At 65.3% G+C, this 15,920-nt stretch carries 8 protein-coding genes and 1 pseudogene; 3 read left to right on the top strand and 6 right to left on the bottom strand.

Annotated features, from left to right (window positions below):
* Positions 1-155: 155 nt before the first annotated feature.
* The 5 genes and pseudogenes from AWC27_RS17615 to AWC27_RS17635 form a co-directional block, all read right to left on the bottom strand.
* Positions 156-8,888 (bottom strand): non-ribosomal peptide synthetase, encoded by an 8,733-nt coding sequence (locus AWC27_RS17615; RefSeq protein WP_085671671.1) that lies wholly within the window; start codon positions 8,886-8,888, stop codon positions 156-158.
* 452 nt (positions 8,889-9,340) lie between these two features.
* Positions 9,341-9,829, bottom strand: coding sequence for a pyridoxamine 5'-phosphate oxidase family protein (locus tag AWC27_RS17620; protein WP_085671672.1), 489 nt, complete (start codon positions 9,827-9,829; stop codon positions 9,341-9,343).
* Positions 9,830-9,838: 9 nt separating this feature from the next.
* Positions 9,839-10,498 (bottom strand): Maf family protein, encoded by a 660-nt coding sequence (locus tag AWC27_RS17625; RefSeq protein WP_085671673.1) that lies wholly within the window; start codon positions 10,496-10,498, stop codon positions 9,839-9,841.
* Positions 10,495-10,713 (bottom strand): annotated as a pseudogene (locus AWC27_RS17630) (acyl-CoA carboxylase subunit epsilon); the annotation flags it as partial. The gene AWC27_RS17625 and the pseudogene AWC27_RS17630, both read right to left, overlap by 4 nt.
* Positions 10,714-10,751: 38 nt before the next feature.
* Positions 10,752-12,392, bottom strand: a complete 1,641-nt coding sequence (locus tag AWC27_RS17635; protein ID WP_085671675.1) for an acyl-CoA carboxylase subunit beta — start codon at positions 12,390-12,392, stop codon at positions 10,752-10,754.
* Between the two features lie 223 nt (positions 12,393-12,615).
* Between AWC27_RS17635 and AWC27_RS17640 the strand changes: the two genes are divergently transcribed.
* From AWC27_RS17640 to AWC27_RS17650, 3 genes are read left to right on the top strand one after another with little or no spacing between them, the layout of a single operon-like run.
* Positions 12,616-13,902 (top strand): PPE family protein, encoded by a 1,287-nt coding sequence (locus tag AWC27_RS17640; RefSeq protein ID WP_085671676.1) that lies wholly within the window; start codon positions 12,616-12,618, stop codon positions 13,900-13,902.
* A gap of 58 nt (positions 13,903-13,960) precedes the next feature.
* Positions 13,961-14,767, top strand: coding sequence for a biotin--[acetyl-CoA-carboxylase] ligase (locus tag AWC27_RS17645; RefSeq protein WP_085671677.1), 807 nt, complete (start codon positions 13,961-13,963; stop codon positions 14,765-14,767).
* 10 nt (positions 14,768-14,777) lie between these two features.
* A complete protein-coding gene (locus AWC27_RS17650; RefSeq protein WP_085671678.1) occupies positions 14,778-15,296 on the top strand; it encodes a PH domain-containing protein in 519 nt (172 codons plus the stop codon).
* Here AWC27_RS17650 and AWC27_RS17655 read toward each other — a convergent pair.
* On the bottom strand, positions 15,251-15,913 hold the full coding sequence (locus tag AWC27_RS17655; protein ID WP_085671711.1) for a GtrA family protein: 663 nt from the start codon (positions 15,911-15,913) through the stop codon (positions 15,251-15,253). The two genes, AWC27_RS17650 and AWC27_RS17655, sit on opposite strands and share 46 nt — an antisense overlap.
* Positions 15,914-15,920: the final 7 nt, after the last annotated feature.

The following is a 15,920-nucleotide window of genomic DNA, read 5'->3' on the forward strand; positions in this document are numbered from 1 at the left end:
CATTTATTCCGCACTACCGCAGCGGCTGGGAGGGGGTGAATCAATGTCGCACGAATTGCTGTTCGCCGAGGAAGAATTCTGCATCGCGCAGGTAGCGTTGTCCGTCGCCAACATCGACGCCTGACTTCGAAAGGAGCGGCCCGGCGAGGCTTGCACTACCCGCTGAAGTGGGATCCCCGCCGGGCCGTTTCCGTAGCTAACAGGGTTTCTAACCTGGCCATCCAGGTTTCGATGGTGGTGGCGTCGTAGACGTCGGTGCGATATTCCACGACGCCGGTGATGCCGCCCGGCACGCCCGTGACGCCGAAATTTTCGTTGAGAGACAGCACCAGATCCATCCGCCCGACATGGGTGTGTAGCGGTGCTTCAGTTACATCCAAATCTTCCAACGCCCATTTGACGGTCTCGGTGTTATGCCAGACCAGCATCACCTGCCGCAGCGGAGTGTGGCTGCGCGATTGCGTGGGGTTGAGCCGGTCGAGGAGCACTCCGAACGGGACGTCTTGGTGATCGAACGCCGCCAGAGTCCGGGCCCGCACCTGAGCCAGCAGTTGCGAAAAAGTAGCTCCATCACCTAGGTCCGTGCGCAGGACCATGCTGTTGGAGAAGGTACCCACTAAATCGTCCAATAGCGGATGGCCACGGCCGGCGACGTTGATTCCGATCGGAATGTCGCTACTACCACTGACTTCGGACAACACGGTGGCTAGAGCCGCATGGACAACCATGAATCCGGTTGCCTTATGCTCGCGTGCCGTCCGCGCGATCTGGGCGTGCAGCTCCGCGGACCAGTGCACGGCGATGGTGTCGCCGCGGTAGTCGGCGACAGCCGGGTAGGGCCGATCGGTGGGCAGCCGCAGCCGGTCGGGGAGGCCGGCGAGCGTCCTTTCCCAATACCGCAGTTGCGTCCCGACCCTGCTCTGGGGATCGTCTGGATCACCTAAGTAGTCGCGTTGCCATACCGCGTAGTCGGCGTACTGGACGGGTAGCGCGGCCCAGCTCGGCGCACGTCCGGCGCGCCGGCTGCGGTAGGCGGCGTTCAGATCGAAGGCCAGCGGCGCGAGCGACCAGCCGTCGGCGGCGATGTGGTGCACAGTGATGGCCAATATGTGTTCCTCGTCGTTCACCCGAAAAAGCTTGGTGCGCAACGGGATCTGGGTAGACAAGTCGAAGGTTAAGCTGGCGGCCGCGGTGAGGGATTCGTGCAGTCGCTCGGCGGACCAGCCTGTGGCGTCAACGATCTGCCAGCCGATGTCCGCGTCGGCGGCTGTCAGGACGACTTGTCGTAGGTCGCCGTCGGCGTCGGCGAATACGGTGCGTAGCGGCTCATGCCGGTTCAGCACGTCCGTCAGGGCATGGGTCAGGGCTTCGACATCCAGCTTGCCGCCCAACCGCAGGGCCAATGGCATATGGAACACCGGTATCTCCGGGGCCAGATGGTGCATGTCCCACATTCGTCGCTGTGCGTACGAGGCAGGTATCTGCGCAGGGCGGGGGCGGGGGACGAGTTCGGTTGCTGCGTAAGCGGGTTGGGTCGTGATCCATTCGGCCAGTGCGGCTGGGGTGGGGGATTCGAAGATGACCCGGATGGGAACTTCGGCATTGAGTTCAGTGCGGATGCGCACGGCGAGCCGGGTCGCCGACAGCGAGTGGCCACCGAGATCGAAGAAGTTGTCATTGATGCCGATTCGCGCGGTGCCGAGTATCTGGCTGAAGAGCTCGGTCAGGGTGTGTTCATGGTGGGTGCGTGGGGCTTGGTAGGCGGTCGTACTGAAGTATTCAGGGTTTGGCAGAGCGCGCCGGTCGAGTTTGCCGTTGACCGTCAATGGCACGGAATCGATGAGCATGATCTTGGCCGGAACCATGTAGTCGGGCAGTTGGGCCATGCTGTATTGGCGCAATTGATTGGCCAGGTCGGTGGTGCCGGGGTCGTTGACATAGTCGGTCAGCCGTCCGGCTGGGTTGGCTGGCAGGTAGACGTCGGTGAGCGCGGAAGCCTCGGCGCGGGTGTAGATGACATCGATGAGACCAGGGGTAGGTGAGTAGGTGACCGCGGTGGCGTATCCGAGTTGCTGGCCGAGTTGGCGGCAGCTGGCGGGCGAAACGGCGTTGGGGGGCGGTTGGGTGTTCAGCAGGCCCAGCGGGGTGTGGTCTGCGGCGCGCTGCAGTGTGTCGGCGATGGCCAGCTCGGCAACAATGCCGGCGTGTGGAATTGCGGTGACGCGCAACTCGTCGGGGCGCTGGGTGTCCAAGTAGTCGCGCAGTGCGTCGAGATTGCCCCACTGCTGCCACGGCTGACTGGGTACCTGCGCAACTGAGTGCGCCGACGCTGGGGTTTTGCGCAGTACCACGTCGTATCGGTAGTTGCTGAGTTCGTTGACCGATTCCATCTCTTTGAGCCGGATATCTACGGGCCCGACGTCGGGGAGGTGACCGGTGACTGTGGTGAAGAACTCGGGTGCCAACAGCAGTTCGTGTTCGGTCAGCAGGTCGCGACGCACTTGTTCACGGATCGCCGCGGCGGGGTCGGCGTCGGTGGCGTTAGCGCACGCGACGGCGGTGGTGAAAGCGGACAGCAGGGTCAGGTTGCGGATGTCGCCAATGAACAGCGCCCCGCCGGGGGCCAGCAGTTGTATCGCCGTGCGCAGAACGTCGAGCAGGTAGGCCGCGCTGGGGAAGTATTGGACGACGGAGTTGAGGACGACGACATCGAAGTGCCCGGTAGGGAGTCCGTCGATGACGTCTGCGGCTTGGGCTTGAAGGCGGACGCGGTCGGCCCAGGGTCGGGCGGCCACGGCATGGCGAAGCGCGTCGATGGTGGGGGTGGAGAAGTCGGTGGCCCAGTACTGGTCGTAATGCGGGGCCAGTTGGCTCAGCAGCAGTCCTGATCCGACACCGACTTCCAGGACGCGCCGGCCACCCAGGGACCTGATGCGCTGCACGGCGGCGTCACGCCATTGCTGCATCTGGTCCAGCGGGATGGGCTTGCCGGTGTAACTGCTGTTCCAGCCGCTGAAGTCGTCGACTCCGGTGGGGCCGGCGTGCAATTGGCCGGAGTACAGCCGGTCATAGACGCCCTGCCATTGTCGGACCAGGCCCGATTCCTGTTCGGGTGTGCGGGTGAGCGTGGCTTGCCGGTCGCGCACCACGTAGGCCACCAAGTGCGGGTCGGCTGCGCCGGTGTGGACAACCACCACCGCCTGGGCGACCTGTGGATGTCTGCGCAGGACCGCCTCGATCTCGGCGGGCTCGATCCGGTAGCCACGGATCTTGATTTGCTCGTCGGCGCGGCCGACGAACTGTAACTGTCCCGCGGTGGTCCAGCGCACCACATCCCCAGTGCGGTACATACGTTTTCCGGATAGCCCCGCCGCACCGAACGGGCAGGCCACAAACCGCGCAGCGGTCAATCCGGCCCGGCCCAGATAGCCATAGCCCACCCCGGTGCCGGCCACATACAACTCGCCGGGCACCCCTACCGGCACCACCCGCAGCCCGGCATCCAACACGAACAACGCCGCGCCCGGCACAGGCGATCCGATCGGCGCCGCACCGAGGCCGGGCCGCAACGGCGTACTCGCCACATACATCGTCGTCTCCGACGGGCCGTATTGATTGATCATCATCCGGCCGCCCGCCCAGCGATCCATTACCTCGGCCGGGCATGCCTCACCGCCAACGACAAGAGTCACCGAATCCAAACCCTGCGGGACCAAAACCGCAGCTGCTGAGGGGGTTTGAATCATCACGTCGACGCGCTCAGCTATCAGCAAGCGGTGTAATTCAGCCGGCGCGCGGGTGATCTGCTCGGGCACCACGACCAGCCGCGCGCCGTGTAGCAGCGCGCCCCAGACCTCCCATACCGAAATATCGAAGCCATATGAGTGGCACTGGGTAGTCGCCTGTCCGCTCGATGGTGTGAATAACCCCGGAGCGGTGAGCAACTGGGTGATGTTGTGGTGGCTGATGGCCACGCCTTTGGGCGTCCCCGTCGTGCCTGAGGTGTAGATCAGGTAGGCGATGTCCTCGGCGCGCGGCGGCCGACCGTTTGGCGCCGCGCCGTCGCTCTCCGTACCGGGGGCCGAGATGTCGATAACCGGCACATGGTGAGCCTCCAGCCGGGGAGCTAGTCCGGCGGTCGTCAGCGCGAGCACCGGGGCAGCATCGGCGAGCATGAACGCAATGCGCGCATCGGGAAGTGCCGGGTCGATTGGCAGATACGCCGCACCCGTTTTCAGCACCGCCAGGAGTGCAATCACCGCGTCGGCGCAGCGCCCGGACAACAGCGCAACCACCTCGCCGCGGCCAATCCCGCGTCCGGCTAGCATGTGCGCAAGCCGGTCGGCGGCGAACTCAAGCTCGCGATAGCTCAAAGTGACGCCGTCGCACGTCAACGCCGGCGCGTCCGGGGTGCGGGCCACCTGTGCGGTAAATGCTTCTGGCACAGTCATTTTCGGTGCAGTGATGAGATCGGCATTCGACCGAGTCAGCATCTGTTCACGCTCGGCCTCGTTGAGGACGTCGACGAGATCGATCTGTCGGTGCGGGTTGTCGGTGATGTCGCGCAGCACCCGCAGGAAGTAGTCGGCGAATCTCTTGACAGTGGCGCGGTCGAACAGGTCGGTGGCGTATTCGATAGTGCCCGGCAGTGGTTGTGGGTGTCTCGAGCTAGTGGGCAGATCCATCAGGTTGATGAACAGGTCGAACTTGGCGGTGCCGGTGGGGGCGGGCAGAAACTCGATACCTAGGCCGGGCAGCTCGACTTCGGGTAGCGGGTTGTTCTGCAGCGCGAAGGCCACTTGAAACAACGGGTGATAGGCCGTCGACCGTCGCGGGTTGATCAGCTCGACGAGTCGTTCGAAAGGTGCGTCCTGGTTTTCGTAGGCGGCCAACGCTTTTGCGCGCACCTGCTCGAGTAGTTCGGTGAAACCCCGATTGCCGGAGACGTTGAAGCGCAACACCCAGGAGTTGACGAAAAACCCGATCAGGTCGGCCAGTGCCTGATCGGTACGTCCGGCGATCGGGCCACCGATCGTCACGTCGTCCCCGGCACCGAGTTTGCGCAGTAGCAGCGCGAGCGCCGCCTGCAGCACCATCGACATGGTGGCCCCGTAGTCGTGGGCCAGCTGCTGAAGCTGTTCCCGTAGCGTCGAATCGATTCTGAAGCTCACCACCCCGCCGCGGAATGACTGCCGGGCCGGACGCGGGCGGTCGGTGGCCAGCGTGATTTGCTCGGGCGCTCCGGCTAGCTCGCCGCGCCAGTACGCGACCTGTGCCGACATCATGCTGTCCGGATCGTCATCGCCGCCCAAAACCTCTTGTTGCCAAAGGGTGTAGTCCGCGTACTGGATGGCTAGCGGTGACCAATCCGGTGGCCGGTGCGCGCACCGCGCGGTGTAGGCGACCGACAAATCCCGCGCCAACGGCACGAACGACGCACCGTCCGCGGCAATGTGATGCACCACCAGGACCAACACGTGCTCGGTGTCGGAGATCTGCAACAAGTCAGCCCGGATCGGAATCTCGGTGTTCAGGTTGAAGTGGTATTGAGCCGCGCTGGCTACCGCGGCGGCCGCTTCCGATCCGTCCGAAACCTTGTGCGTCGCCACGGGCACCCGCACGGCTTCAGCGGACAGAATCTGTTGCCAGGCAACGCCTTCTGCTTCAGCGAAGACCGTACGCAGGCTTTCATGGCGAGCCACGACATCGCCGATGGCTGCCACCAGCGCCGCTGAGTTCAGGCGCCCGATCAAGCGCGCCGCCAGCGCGACGTTGTAGGTCGCCGAGGGACCTTCGTATTTATAGATGAACCACAACCGTGATTGCGCGTACGACAGCGGAATCCGTGGTGGTCTGGGTCTCGGCGTGAGTGGGATTTGTGCCGGCTGGGCGGGCTGGGCGGTGATCCAGTCGGCCAAGGCTGCGGGAGTGGGGGTTTCGAAGATGACGCGGATGGGGACTTCAGCGTGGAGTTCGGTGCGAATGCGCATGATGAGCCGGGTTGCTGACAGGGAGTGGCCACCTAGGTCGAAAAAGCTGTCGTTGATGCCGATCCGGGCGACGCCGAGGATTTCACTGAATAGCTGGGCCAGGTTGTGTTCGCACGGGTTGCGCGGGGCTTGGTAGGCGCTGCTGCTCAGGTATTGAGGGACGGGCAGGGCGCGCCGGTCGAGTTTGCCGTTGACCGTCAGCGGCAGCGACTCGATAAGCATAATCGCCCGGGGCAGCATATATTCGGGCAGCCTGGTGGCGGCGTGCTGGCGTAGCTGGGTGGTCAGTTCGGCGGTTACCGGATGGTTGATGTAGTCGGTGAGGACGGCCAGTGGGCCGGCGGGCAGGTAGACGTCGGTGAGGGCGCCGGCGCCCTCGCGCGTGTAGATGACGTCGATGTGGCCGGGGGTGGCTGAGTAGGTGACGGCGGTGGTGTAACCGAGTTCCCGGCCGAGGTGGTGGCACTGGTGGGGCGAGACCGCATCGGCGGGTACCGGTGGGCGCAGCTGGTTGGCCGGAGTGTCGCCGGGGTCGTGCTGCACCGCTTGAGCAGTGGCCACATCGCTCCAGATGCCGGCGTGCGGTATGCCCGTAATACGCAGCGCGCCAGGTTTGTTGGTACGTAAGTGTTGGCCGACAGCGGCCAGGTCGTTCCATTGCCGCCAGGGGTACTTAGGCACCAGTGCGACGGAGTTCGTGGCGATCGGGGCTTTCCGCAGCACGACGTCGTAGCGGTAGTTGCTGAGTTCGTTGCTCGACTCCAGATCTTTGAGCTGGATGTCGACCGCGGCGATGTCGGCGATGTGGCCGGGCAGCGCGGTGAAAAATTCGGGTGTCGCCAATAGTTCGGGTTGACTGAGGATGTCGCGGCGAACGCGCTCCCGCAGTGTGGCCGCGGGCGCGTCCTGGCTGTCGGTGCAGGCGATAGCCGTGGTCATCGCGGGCAGCAAGGTCAGGTTGCGGACGTCTCCGATGAACAGTGCCCCGGCGGGGGCCAACAGTTTCATTGCCGCGGTCAACACGTCGAGCAGGTAAGCCCCACTCGGGAAGTATTGGATGACCGAATTGAGCACCACGACATCGAAATGTTGATGGGGGAGGCCGTCGGTGCTGTCTGCGGGTTGGGCCAGCAGACGGACGCGCGGGCCCCAAGGTTGGGTGGCCACTGCGTGCCGCAGTTTCTCAATGGTCGGCGCGGAAAAATCGGTGGCCCAATACTCGGCGCAATGCGGGGCGACATGAGCGAGCAGCAGTCCCGAGCCCACGCCGATTTCCAGGAGGCGTTGCCCGGACAGCGCCATAATGCGTTGCACGGCGGTTTGGCGCCATTGGCGCATCTGGCCGAGCGGGATCGGCTCGCCGGTGTAGCTGCTGTTCCAACCGCCGAAGTCCTCGCCGAATTCGGTTGGGGCACTGGACTGTAACGCTTCGGAGTACAGCTGGTCGTAGATGGCTTGCCATTGTTGGACTCGGTGGGCTTCGTCGTCGGGATGGCGGGTGCGGTCTGGCTGATGATCGGGAACCACGTAGGCGACCAATTGCGTGTCGGCGGCGCAGGTGTGGGTGACTACGACTGCTTGCGCAACGTCGGGATGGCTGGTGAGGACTGCTTCGATTTCCGCGGGTTCGATGCGGTAGCCGCGGATCTTGACCTGCTCGTCGGCGCGCCCGACGAACTGCAGCTGCCCTTCGGCGTCCCAGCGCACCACGTCTCCGGTGCGATACATGCGCCTGCCCGGCGCTCCGAACGGGCACGCGACGAACCCCGCTGCGGTCAGTCCCGCGCGGCGCAGGTATCCATAGCCGACGCCGGCGCCGGCCACATACAGTTCCCCGGCCACGCCGGTGGGCACCGGGCGCAATTCCGCATCCAACACGAATAGCGCCGCGCCCGGCACCGGGGACCCGATGGGCGGTGTTCCCGAACCCGGCCGCAGCGGCGCGCTGGCCGCCACGCATAGCATGGTCTCTGACGGACCGTAGGCGTTAATCATCACCCGACCGGGGGCCCACCGGTCGACCACTTCGGCCGGACACGCCTCACCGCCGACGACCAGTGTCGCCGACTCTAAGCCCTCTGTTGCTAGAAGTGCTGCGGCAGAAGGTGTTTGACTCACCACATCAACGTGCTCGGCGACCAGTAAGCGGTGCAGATCGGTCGCAGAGCGGGTAATGTGCTCGGGCACCACCAGCAGCCGGCCACCGTGCAGCAGCGCGCCCCATATTTCCCAGACCGAGAAATCAAAGCCATACGAATGGCACTGGCTCCAGGTTTGGCCTGCGGTATGGGTGAACAGCGCCGGCGCTGCCATCAGCTGGGTGACGTTGTGGTGGCTGATGGCCACGCCTTTGGGTGTCCCGGTCGTGCCCGAGGTGTAGATGAAGTACGCGATGTCATCGGCGTGCGGCGGCGTCAGAGCGTGACTGCCGTCGGCAATGGTGGCCGCGTCTTCAACGTCAATCACCGCGACGGCGTGGCCGGCCAGCCGGCCGCCCGATCCGCCGATGGTCAGCGCTGCTGCTGGGGCGGCATCGTCGAGCATGAACCCGATGCGGGCATCCGGCAGAGCCGGGTCGATTGGCAGGTAGGCTGCCCCGGTTTTAAGTACGGCCACGATCGCGATCACCGCATCAGCGCAGCGCTTGGACAACAGCGCCACGACGTCGCCGCGACCGATCCCGCGATCAGCCAGCGCGTGCGCAAGCCGATCGGCCGCCGCGTCAATCTCGCGGTAGCTCAGCGTGATGCCGTTACACGTCAGCGCCGCCGCGTCCGGAGTGCGAGCTACCTGGGCAGCGAACAACTCCGGTAACGGCGGCGGGGCTGGTTCGCGCTCTCCGGGTGCTGTCTCCAGCCGAGGGCGGGTCATCGACAATGCCGGTTCCGTCGTCGACACACCATCAACAGTCGATTTTCCTCATTCGTTGCGAGTTGTTCACGCGCCAAAGATATTCCGTGGCGGGCACTCGAGTAATGCTGCACGCCAAGGTTGCAATATGCAATGGCTACAATCGGTGCTGGCGGGTTTCTCCCCCGATTGGGGGATACGAACTCGGCGCGATATCGGCTGTTCGGCGGATGGTTTCGCAGCGCGTGTTGCGGCATAGTCGCCATTGATCGCACACCCGCTCTCGGCTGAAAGGCGGGGGTGTAGCCATGTCGCACGAAATGCTGTACAGCGAGCAAGAATTCAGCGTCTAGGGATTCTGGCGGTCGGCAACATCGACGGCTGAGTGGATAATTGGCCCGGCGAAGCTCGCATGACCAATGACCCCGGGTGTGCTCGCCTCGCCGGGCCGTTGTCGTAGCTGGAAGTCTCCGATCTGCTCATCGGAGTCGGTATCCGGCTCAATGCTTGCGCACCAACTTTTCTGGCTCACCCGGTTTCCACACGGTGATGTCGAGATGGTCGCCTTTGACTTCGACCGCCGACGCTCCGGTGATTTCGGTGCCGAAGAACGCGAACTCCTGTTCGCGCAAATCGAATCCGGTCTCCTCGAACAGGTTTTCGGCGAATCTTTGACGCAGCGCGTCGTCGGTGACGCTGTGCGCAAGGCCCCACAGCTTGGCGTCGCCGTCGGTCACCTTGGGGTCCGCGGTCGCGGTGTGCAGACAGAAGCGCGGGTCACGCTCGAGGTCGCCGAACTTGGTGGTGGCCGGCATTCCGGGCAGCCACAACCGCTCCTCGAAGACCAGCGGCTCCATTGGGCTGATCCGCGGAAATCCGTCCCTTCGCAGAGTGGCCAGCAGACACAGGTTTCCGGTGGCGCGATGGCGGCGCGCGAAAAGGGTGGCGATGTTGGGGGCTTCAGCGATGAACTCGGTCCAGGCGGGCATGGCCTCAGATTAGGCCGGTTGTCCGACGGGGTTGGCCGCCCACAGCGCGGCCATCGACAGGCCCATCTGCTGCAGCAACGATCGCAGCAACGGCAGGCTCAGCCCGATCACGTTCGACGGGTCGCCCTCGATCTTGTCGATGAACCAGCCGCCCAGGCCGTCGAGGGTGAATCCGCCCGCCACACGCAGCGGTTCCCCGTTCGCCAGGTACGCCTCCAGATCGGCGGCAGAGGGTGTTCCGAAATGTACTGTGGTGGTTGCTGTTCGGACCTCGCGATCGACGATTCGGTTGTCCAGCAACCGGATAACGCAATGCCCGGTGTAGAGCTGACCGGCACGGCCGGCCATCGCCCGCCATTGTTCGCGCGCCCCGTCGATCGTCTCGGGCTTACCACATAGCCGGCCGTCGAGGTGCAGCATCGAATCACAGCCGATGACAACGCAATCCGCGGCGACCAGACTGTCCGGGGCGGACAGTGTGGCGGTCACCTGAGCGGCCTTGGCCTGAGCCAGCACGCTTACCACTGCGTCGGGCCCCGCGTCCGCGCCCGCACCGGCGCTCACCACGTCCTCGTCGACGCCAGACACCACCACCAGCGGGTCGATGCCCGCCTGGCGGAGCGCTTTGAGTCGACCGGGTGAGGCGGATCCCAGCACCAGCCGGGTCATCGGCGCATATGGGTCATTTCCTGCAGGGTGATGCGCTGCCAGCTGAAGATGGGGTAGCGCAACTTGTCGACCGGCAGTCCCCAGCGGGCGGGCTCGGGCGGAGGCGGCGGCGGCGGGCCGCCGACGCTGCCCAGCACCGCGACGAGCGCGGCCAACTCCTGATCGGTGGGGTGTCCCTTAAGCACCTGCAGATGCGGCTCGTGCGGGTGCTGCGGCTCATGCTGCAGCGGCTCGCCGCTGGTTTGCTCGTCCGTCATAGCGGTATGTTCCCATGCTTTTTCGGCGGCACCTGCGCGATCTTGCGTTCCAGCAAGCGCAGCGCGGTGCCGATGTAGCCCCGCGTGTAGGACGGCGGGATCACCGCATCGACATATCCACGTTCGGCGGCGATATATGGGTTGACCAGGGTGTCCTCGTACTCCTGCTGAAGCTGTAAGCGAAGCGCGTCTACGTCTTCGCCGGCTTCTGCCGCCTCCTTGAGCTGCTGGCGGTACACGAAACCGACCGCACCAGAGGCCCCCATGACCGCGATCTGCGCGGTCGGCCAGGCCAGGTTGACATCGCAGCCCATGTCCTTGGAGCCCATCACGCAGTACGCGCCGCCATAGGCCTTACGGGTGATGACGGTAATCTTGGGGACGGTGGCCTCGCCGTAGGCGTAGAGCAGCTTGGCGCCGCGCCGGATGATGCCGTTGTACTCCTGGCCGGTACCGGGCAGGAACCCTGGAACGTCCACCAGCATGACGATCGGGATGTTGAAGCAGTCGCAGGTCCGCACGAACCGGGCCGCCTTCTCCGAGGCGTCGATGTCCAGGCAGCCGGCGAAGTGCGTCGGCTGGTTGGCCACGATGCCCACCGGCCGGCCCTCGATGCGGCCGAACCCGACGACGACGTTCTGTGCGTAACCCGCTTGAATTTCCAGGAATTCGTCCTCGTCGAGGATGCGCGTGATCACCTCGTGCATGTCGTAGGGCTGGTTCGGCGAGTCCGGGATCAGCGTGTCCAGCTCGAGGTCTTCGTCGGTGAGATTCTCCTCGATGGGCCCGACGGGTTCGGTGGCCTGGTATCGCGGTGGATCGGTGGCGTTGTTCGGCGGCAGATAGCTCAGCAGGTCGCGCACGTAGTCGAAGGCGTCCTGCTCACCGGAAGCGACGTAGTGCGCCGTCCCCGACTTGGCCATGTGGGTGTGGGCGCCGCCCAGTTCCTCCATGGTGACGTCCTCGCCGGTGACGGTTTTGATGACGTCGGGTCCGGTGATGAACATCTGGCTGGTCTGGTCGACCATGATCACGAAGTCGGTCAGCGCGGGGGAGTAGACGTGCCCACCGGCGGCGGCGCCCATGATCAGCGAGATCTGCGGGATGACGCCGGAGGCCAGGATGTTGTTGCGGAAGATCCGGCTGTAGAGGCCCAGCGAGACGACACCCTCCTGGATGCGCGCGCCGGCGCCGTCGTTGATGCCGATCAGCGGGCGGCCGGTCTTGACGGCCAGGTCTTGCACCTTGACGATCTTCTCGCCGTACACCTCGCCGAGGCTGCCGCCGAACACTGTGGCGTCCTGGCTGAAGATGCAGACGTCGCGGCCGTCGATGGTGCCGTAGCCGGTGACCACGCCATCGCCGACCGGCCGGTTGTTCTCCAGCCCGAAGTTGGTGCTGCGGTGCTTGGCCAGCGCGTCCAGCTCGACGAACGAATCCTCGTCCAGCAGCGCGTAGATGCGCTCGCGAGCGGTCAACTTGCCCTTGGCGTGGACCTTGTCGACGGCCGCCTCACCGACCGGATGCAGCGATTCTTCCCGGCGCTTGTGCAGCTCGGCCAGCTTGCCCGCGGTGGTGTGGATGTCGATGGTGTGCTCTGCGGCGGGCTCTGCCGTGTGGTCGGTAACGCTTGTCATATGCGCTGCTCCTCTCCCCCGCAAGCGGGAGCTGCCCCCACATCGCTCTTTTGCTCTGCATCGTCGTCAGCGCGTGTCATGGGAGTCGATGTTATCGGCAGCCTCATAGTCGCTCGGTCTGGCGCCCCACACAATTCCGCCAAATGGTGGAGCAAACGCTCCGATCGGGGTTACGATCCGCGAAGGCCACTGACAGCACTCCGATTGAAAAGGAGTGGCCCTGATGAATTTCCAGCTGCAACCGCCCGAGATCACTTCGATAAACATGTACCTAGGCGCCGGATCGGCGCCGATGGCCGAAGCTTCGGCGGCTTGGGATGAATTGTCGGCCGAACTGGCTTCGGCGGCAACGTCATTCGGGTCGGTAACCACGCAACTGGTGGGAGGGTCGTGGCAGGGGCCGGCGTCCGTGGCGATGGCCAGGGTGGCCGCGTCTTACGCGAGCTGGCTGGAGGGCGCATCGTCGACCGCCGGTGTGGCCGCTGAGCAGGCGCAGGCCGTTGCGAACGTGTTTGAGGCCGCGCGGGCCACCGTCATCCATCCGCTGGCGGTCGCGGCCAACCGCAACGGCTTGGTATCGCTGGTGTTGTCGAATCTGTTCGGTCAAAACACTCCGGCGATCGCGGCCGCGGAGGCTGTGTACGAGGAGATGTGGGCACAGGATGTGACCGCAATGGCCGGATATTATTCGGGTGCCTCGGCGGCGGCCGCGCAGTTGTCTCCGGTCGAGCTGCTGTTGGACGTGGTGAACTTCCCTACCTTGGCGCTGCTCGGACGCCCAATGATCGGTGACGGTCACACCGCGATGGGGCCGGGCCTACCCGGCGGCGATGGCGGTCTGCTGTGGGGCAATGGAGCCGACGGCGGTCCCGGCTATCCCGGTGCACCCGGCGGGCACGGTGGTAACGCGGGGCTATTCGGCAACGGTGGCAACGGAGGTCCGGGATTCAACGCCGGCGCCGGCGGCGCCCAATTCGCTCCAACCCCGGGCTGCAACGGCGGTACCGGTGGGTGGATCTGGGGCAACGGCGGCATGGGCGGGACAGGTGGTGCCGGTGGAATGAATTGGGACGGCACGGGCCCCGGCTTCCTCGGAGCGTTCAGCGGTGCGCCCGGCGGTAACGGTGGCACCGCGATCGGACTGTTCGGTCAGGGTGGGGCCGGCGGCGCCGGCGGACAGGGCTGGACATCGACCGTGGTGGGACAACCCGGTACTGACGGCGGTGCGGGAGGCAATGGCGGCTTTGGCGCACAGCTGTACGGCAATGGCGGGGGCGGCGGGGCCGGCGGTGATGGCGGCAACGGCGGGACGGGCGCCGGTGAGGGTGGTGGCGCGGGCGGAGCGGGTGGTTATGGCGGCGATGCCAAATTGGTCGGCAACGGTGGCGAGGGCGGCTCCGGCGGCACCGGCGGGTCCGGCACACCGACCGGCGCAGGTGCCGTGGGCGGTGTCGGCGGCCACGCAGGGATTCTGTCTGGCGTTCCCGGGCACCGTGGCTCGGGCATCTAGCGGCGTCTAGTGGCGTCATAATGGTCTGAGTGATGCGTGCCACTCGTAGGCTGATCCCGTGACCGACCGCGATCAGCTCAGGCGGCCGCTCGATGAGGCCGCATTGCGCGCCGCTGCGATCGAAGGCGGGTACTGGCGGCAACTCGATGTCGTTGAGGAGACCGGCTCCACCAACGCCGACCTACTGGCACGTGCCGCCGCCGGCGGCGATATCGACGGGGCGGTGCTCATCGCCGAGCACCAGACGGCCGGGCGCGGCCGGCATGGCCGGGGCTGGGCCGCCGCGCCGCGGGCGCAGATCACCATGTCGGTCGGGGTGCGGGTGGATGACGTCCCGGTCGCCGGCTGGGGCTGGCTGTCGCTGGCCGCGGGCCTGGCGGTGGTCGATTCGGTGGCCATGCTCAGCACGGTTGAGGCGGGCTTGAAGTGGCCCAACGACGTGCTGGCCGGGGGCGGCAAGCTGGCGGGCATCCTGGCCGAGGTGGGGCAGCCGTTTGCGGTCGTCGGGCTGGGTCTCAACGTCACGCAGACCTCCGAGGAGGCCGGCGCACCCGGTGCGACATCGCTGCTCGACGAAGGCGTGCCGGCTCCCGACCGCGATCTGCTGATCCGCCGCTTGCTGCGCGAGCTCGCAGAGCGCATCACCCAGTGGCGACGGGCCGACCCGCAACTGGCCACCGACTACCGGGTCCGCAGCCTGACCCTGGGCTCGCGGGTGCGCGCCGAGTTGCCCGGCGGCCAGGTGGTGATCGGGATCGCCCGGGACATCGACGAGCAAGGCCGCCTGTGTCTGGACACCGGGGAGGGCAGCAGCGTCAAAAGCGTCGTGATTTCCGCCGGTGACGTGGTGCATCTGCGGAGCTAAGGTCGCCAGCATGAGCTATCCCGACAATGCCCTGGCCGCCGGCGAGCAGGTCGTTATTCATCGTCATCCGCATTGGAAGCGTCTGATTCTGCCCGTTTTGGTGCTGATCCTGGTGACCGGGCTGGCCGCATTGGGGTCTGGGTTCGTCGACTCCACGCATTGGCAGCAGCTGGCCAAGAACATCATCTACGGGGTCATTTGGGGAATCTGGCTGGTGATCATCGGCTGGCTGACCCTCTGGCCCTTCCTGACCTGGCTAACCACCCACTTCGTCGTCACCAACCGGCGGGTGATGTATCGCCACGGCGTGCTGACCCGCAGCGGCATCGACATTCCGCTGGCGCGGATCAACAGCGTGGAGTTCCGGGACAAGATCTTCGAACGGATGTTTCGCACCGGGACGCTGATTATCGAGTCGGCGTCACAGGATCCGCTGGAGTTCTACAACATTCCGCGCCTGCGCGAAGTGCACGCGCTGCTGTATCACGAAGTTTTCGACACGCTGGGCTCTGAAGAGTCGCCCAGCTGATTGGGCCGGCCGGCCGCCCGGTTGCGCCATGCCTGCAGCAATGTGACATTGCCGCCTTCCAGCTCGTCCTCGAAGACCTCGGCGATTCCGCCGGCCGTCAGCGCCGATTCCAGGGCCTTGTCGGGGTTGCGCGCGAACTGGTCGGGGAACACCCAGCGCCGGAAAGCCCAGAAGCGGAACGCCATCTGCAGCAGGTTGCCGATGATGTACGCCGAAAGGAAGTCGGCGAGGTTCTCCACGGTCAGCGACACGTTCGGCACCCGCAGCTGCAGGATGTAGCTGGAGAACCACAGCGGGGCCATGCTCAGCAGCACCCCCACGCCGCTGAATGCGAAGAACAGCAGTGCCTCGTGGTGGCGTTCGCGGCCGCCGCGGTCGCGGAAGCTCCACTCCCGGTTCAGCACGTAGGACGCGATGACTGCGACGATTCCCGCGATCACTTTCGCGGTCACCGGTTTAGGTTCGAGAATGGTGAGCTTCAGCGTGTAGAAAATCGCGGAGTCGATGATGAATGTGGTGCCGCCGACGATGGCAAATTTGATCAGTTCATGATGCCGCTCGGCAAAGGGCTGAACGACCCCGGGAAGACGCGCAATTGTGGCATCGGCAAAGGACACAACACGC

The sequence above is a fragment of the Mycobacterium szulgai genome, assembly GCF_002116635.1.
GTDB classification, from domain to species: Bacteria; Actinomycetota; Actinomycetes; order Mycobacteriales; family Mycobacteriaceae; genus Mycobacterium; species Mycobacterium szulgai.

Bases quoted from the DNA above. Each gene is read 5' to 3' on its own strand.
- AWC27_RS17620 (WP_085671672.1), bottom strand. From the start codon at position 9,829: ATGCCCGCCTGGACCGAGTTCATCGCTGAAGCCCCCAACATCGCCACC.
- AWC27_RS17625 (WP_085671673.1), bottom strand. From the start codon at position 10,498: ATGACCCGGCTGGTGCTGGGATCCGCCTCACCCGGTCGACTCAAAGCG.
- AWC27_RS17635 (WP_085671675.1), bottom strand. From the start codon at position 12,392: ATGACAAGCGTTACCGACCACACGGCAGAGCCCGCCGCAGAGCACACC.
- AWC27_RS17640 (WP_085671676.1), top strand. From the start codon at position 12,616: ATGAATTTCCAGCTGCAACCGCCCGAGATCACTTCGATAAACATGTAC.
- AWC27_RS17650 (WP_085671678.1), top strand. From the start codon at position 14,778: ATGAGCTATCCCGACAATGCCCTGGCCGCCGGCGAGCAGGTCGTTATT.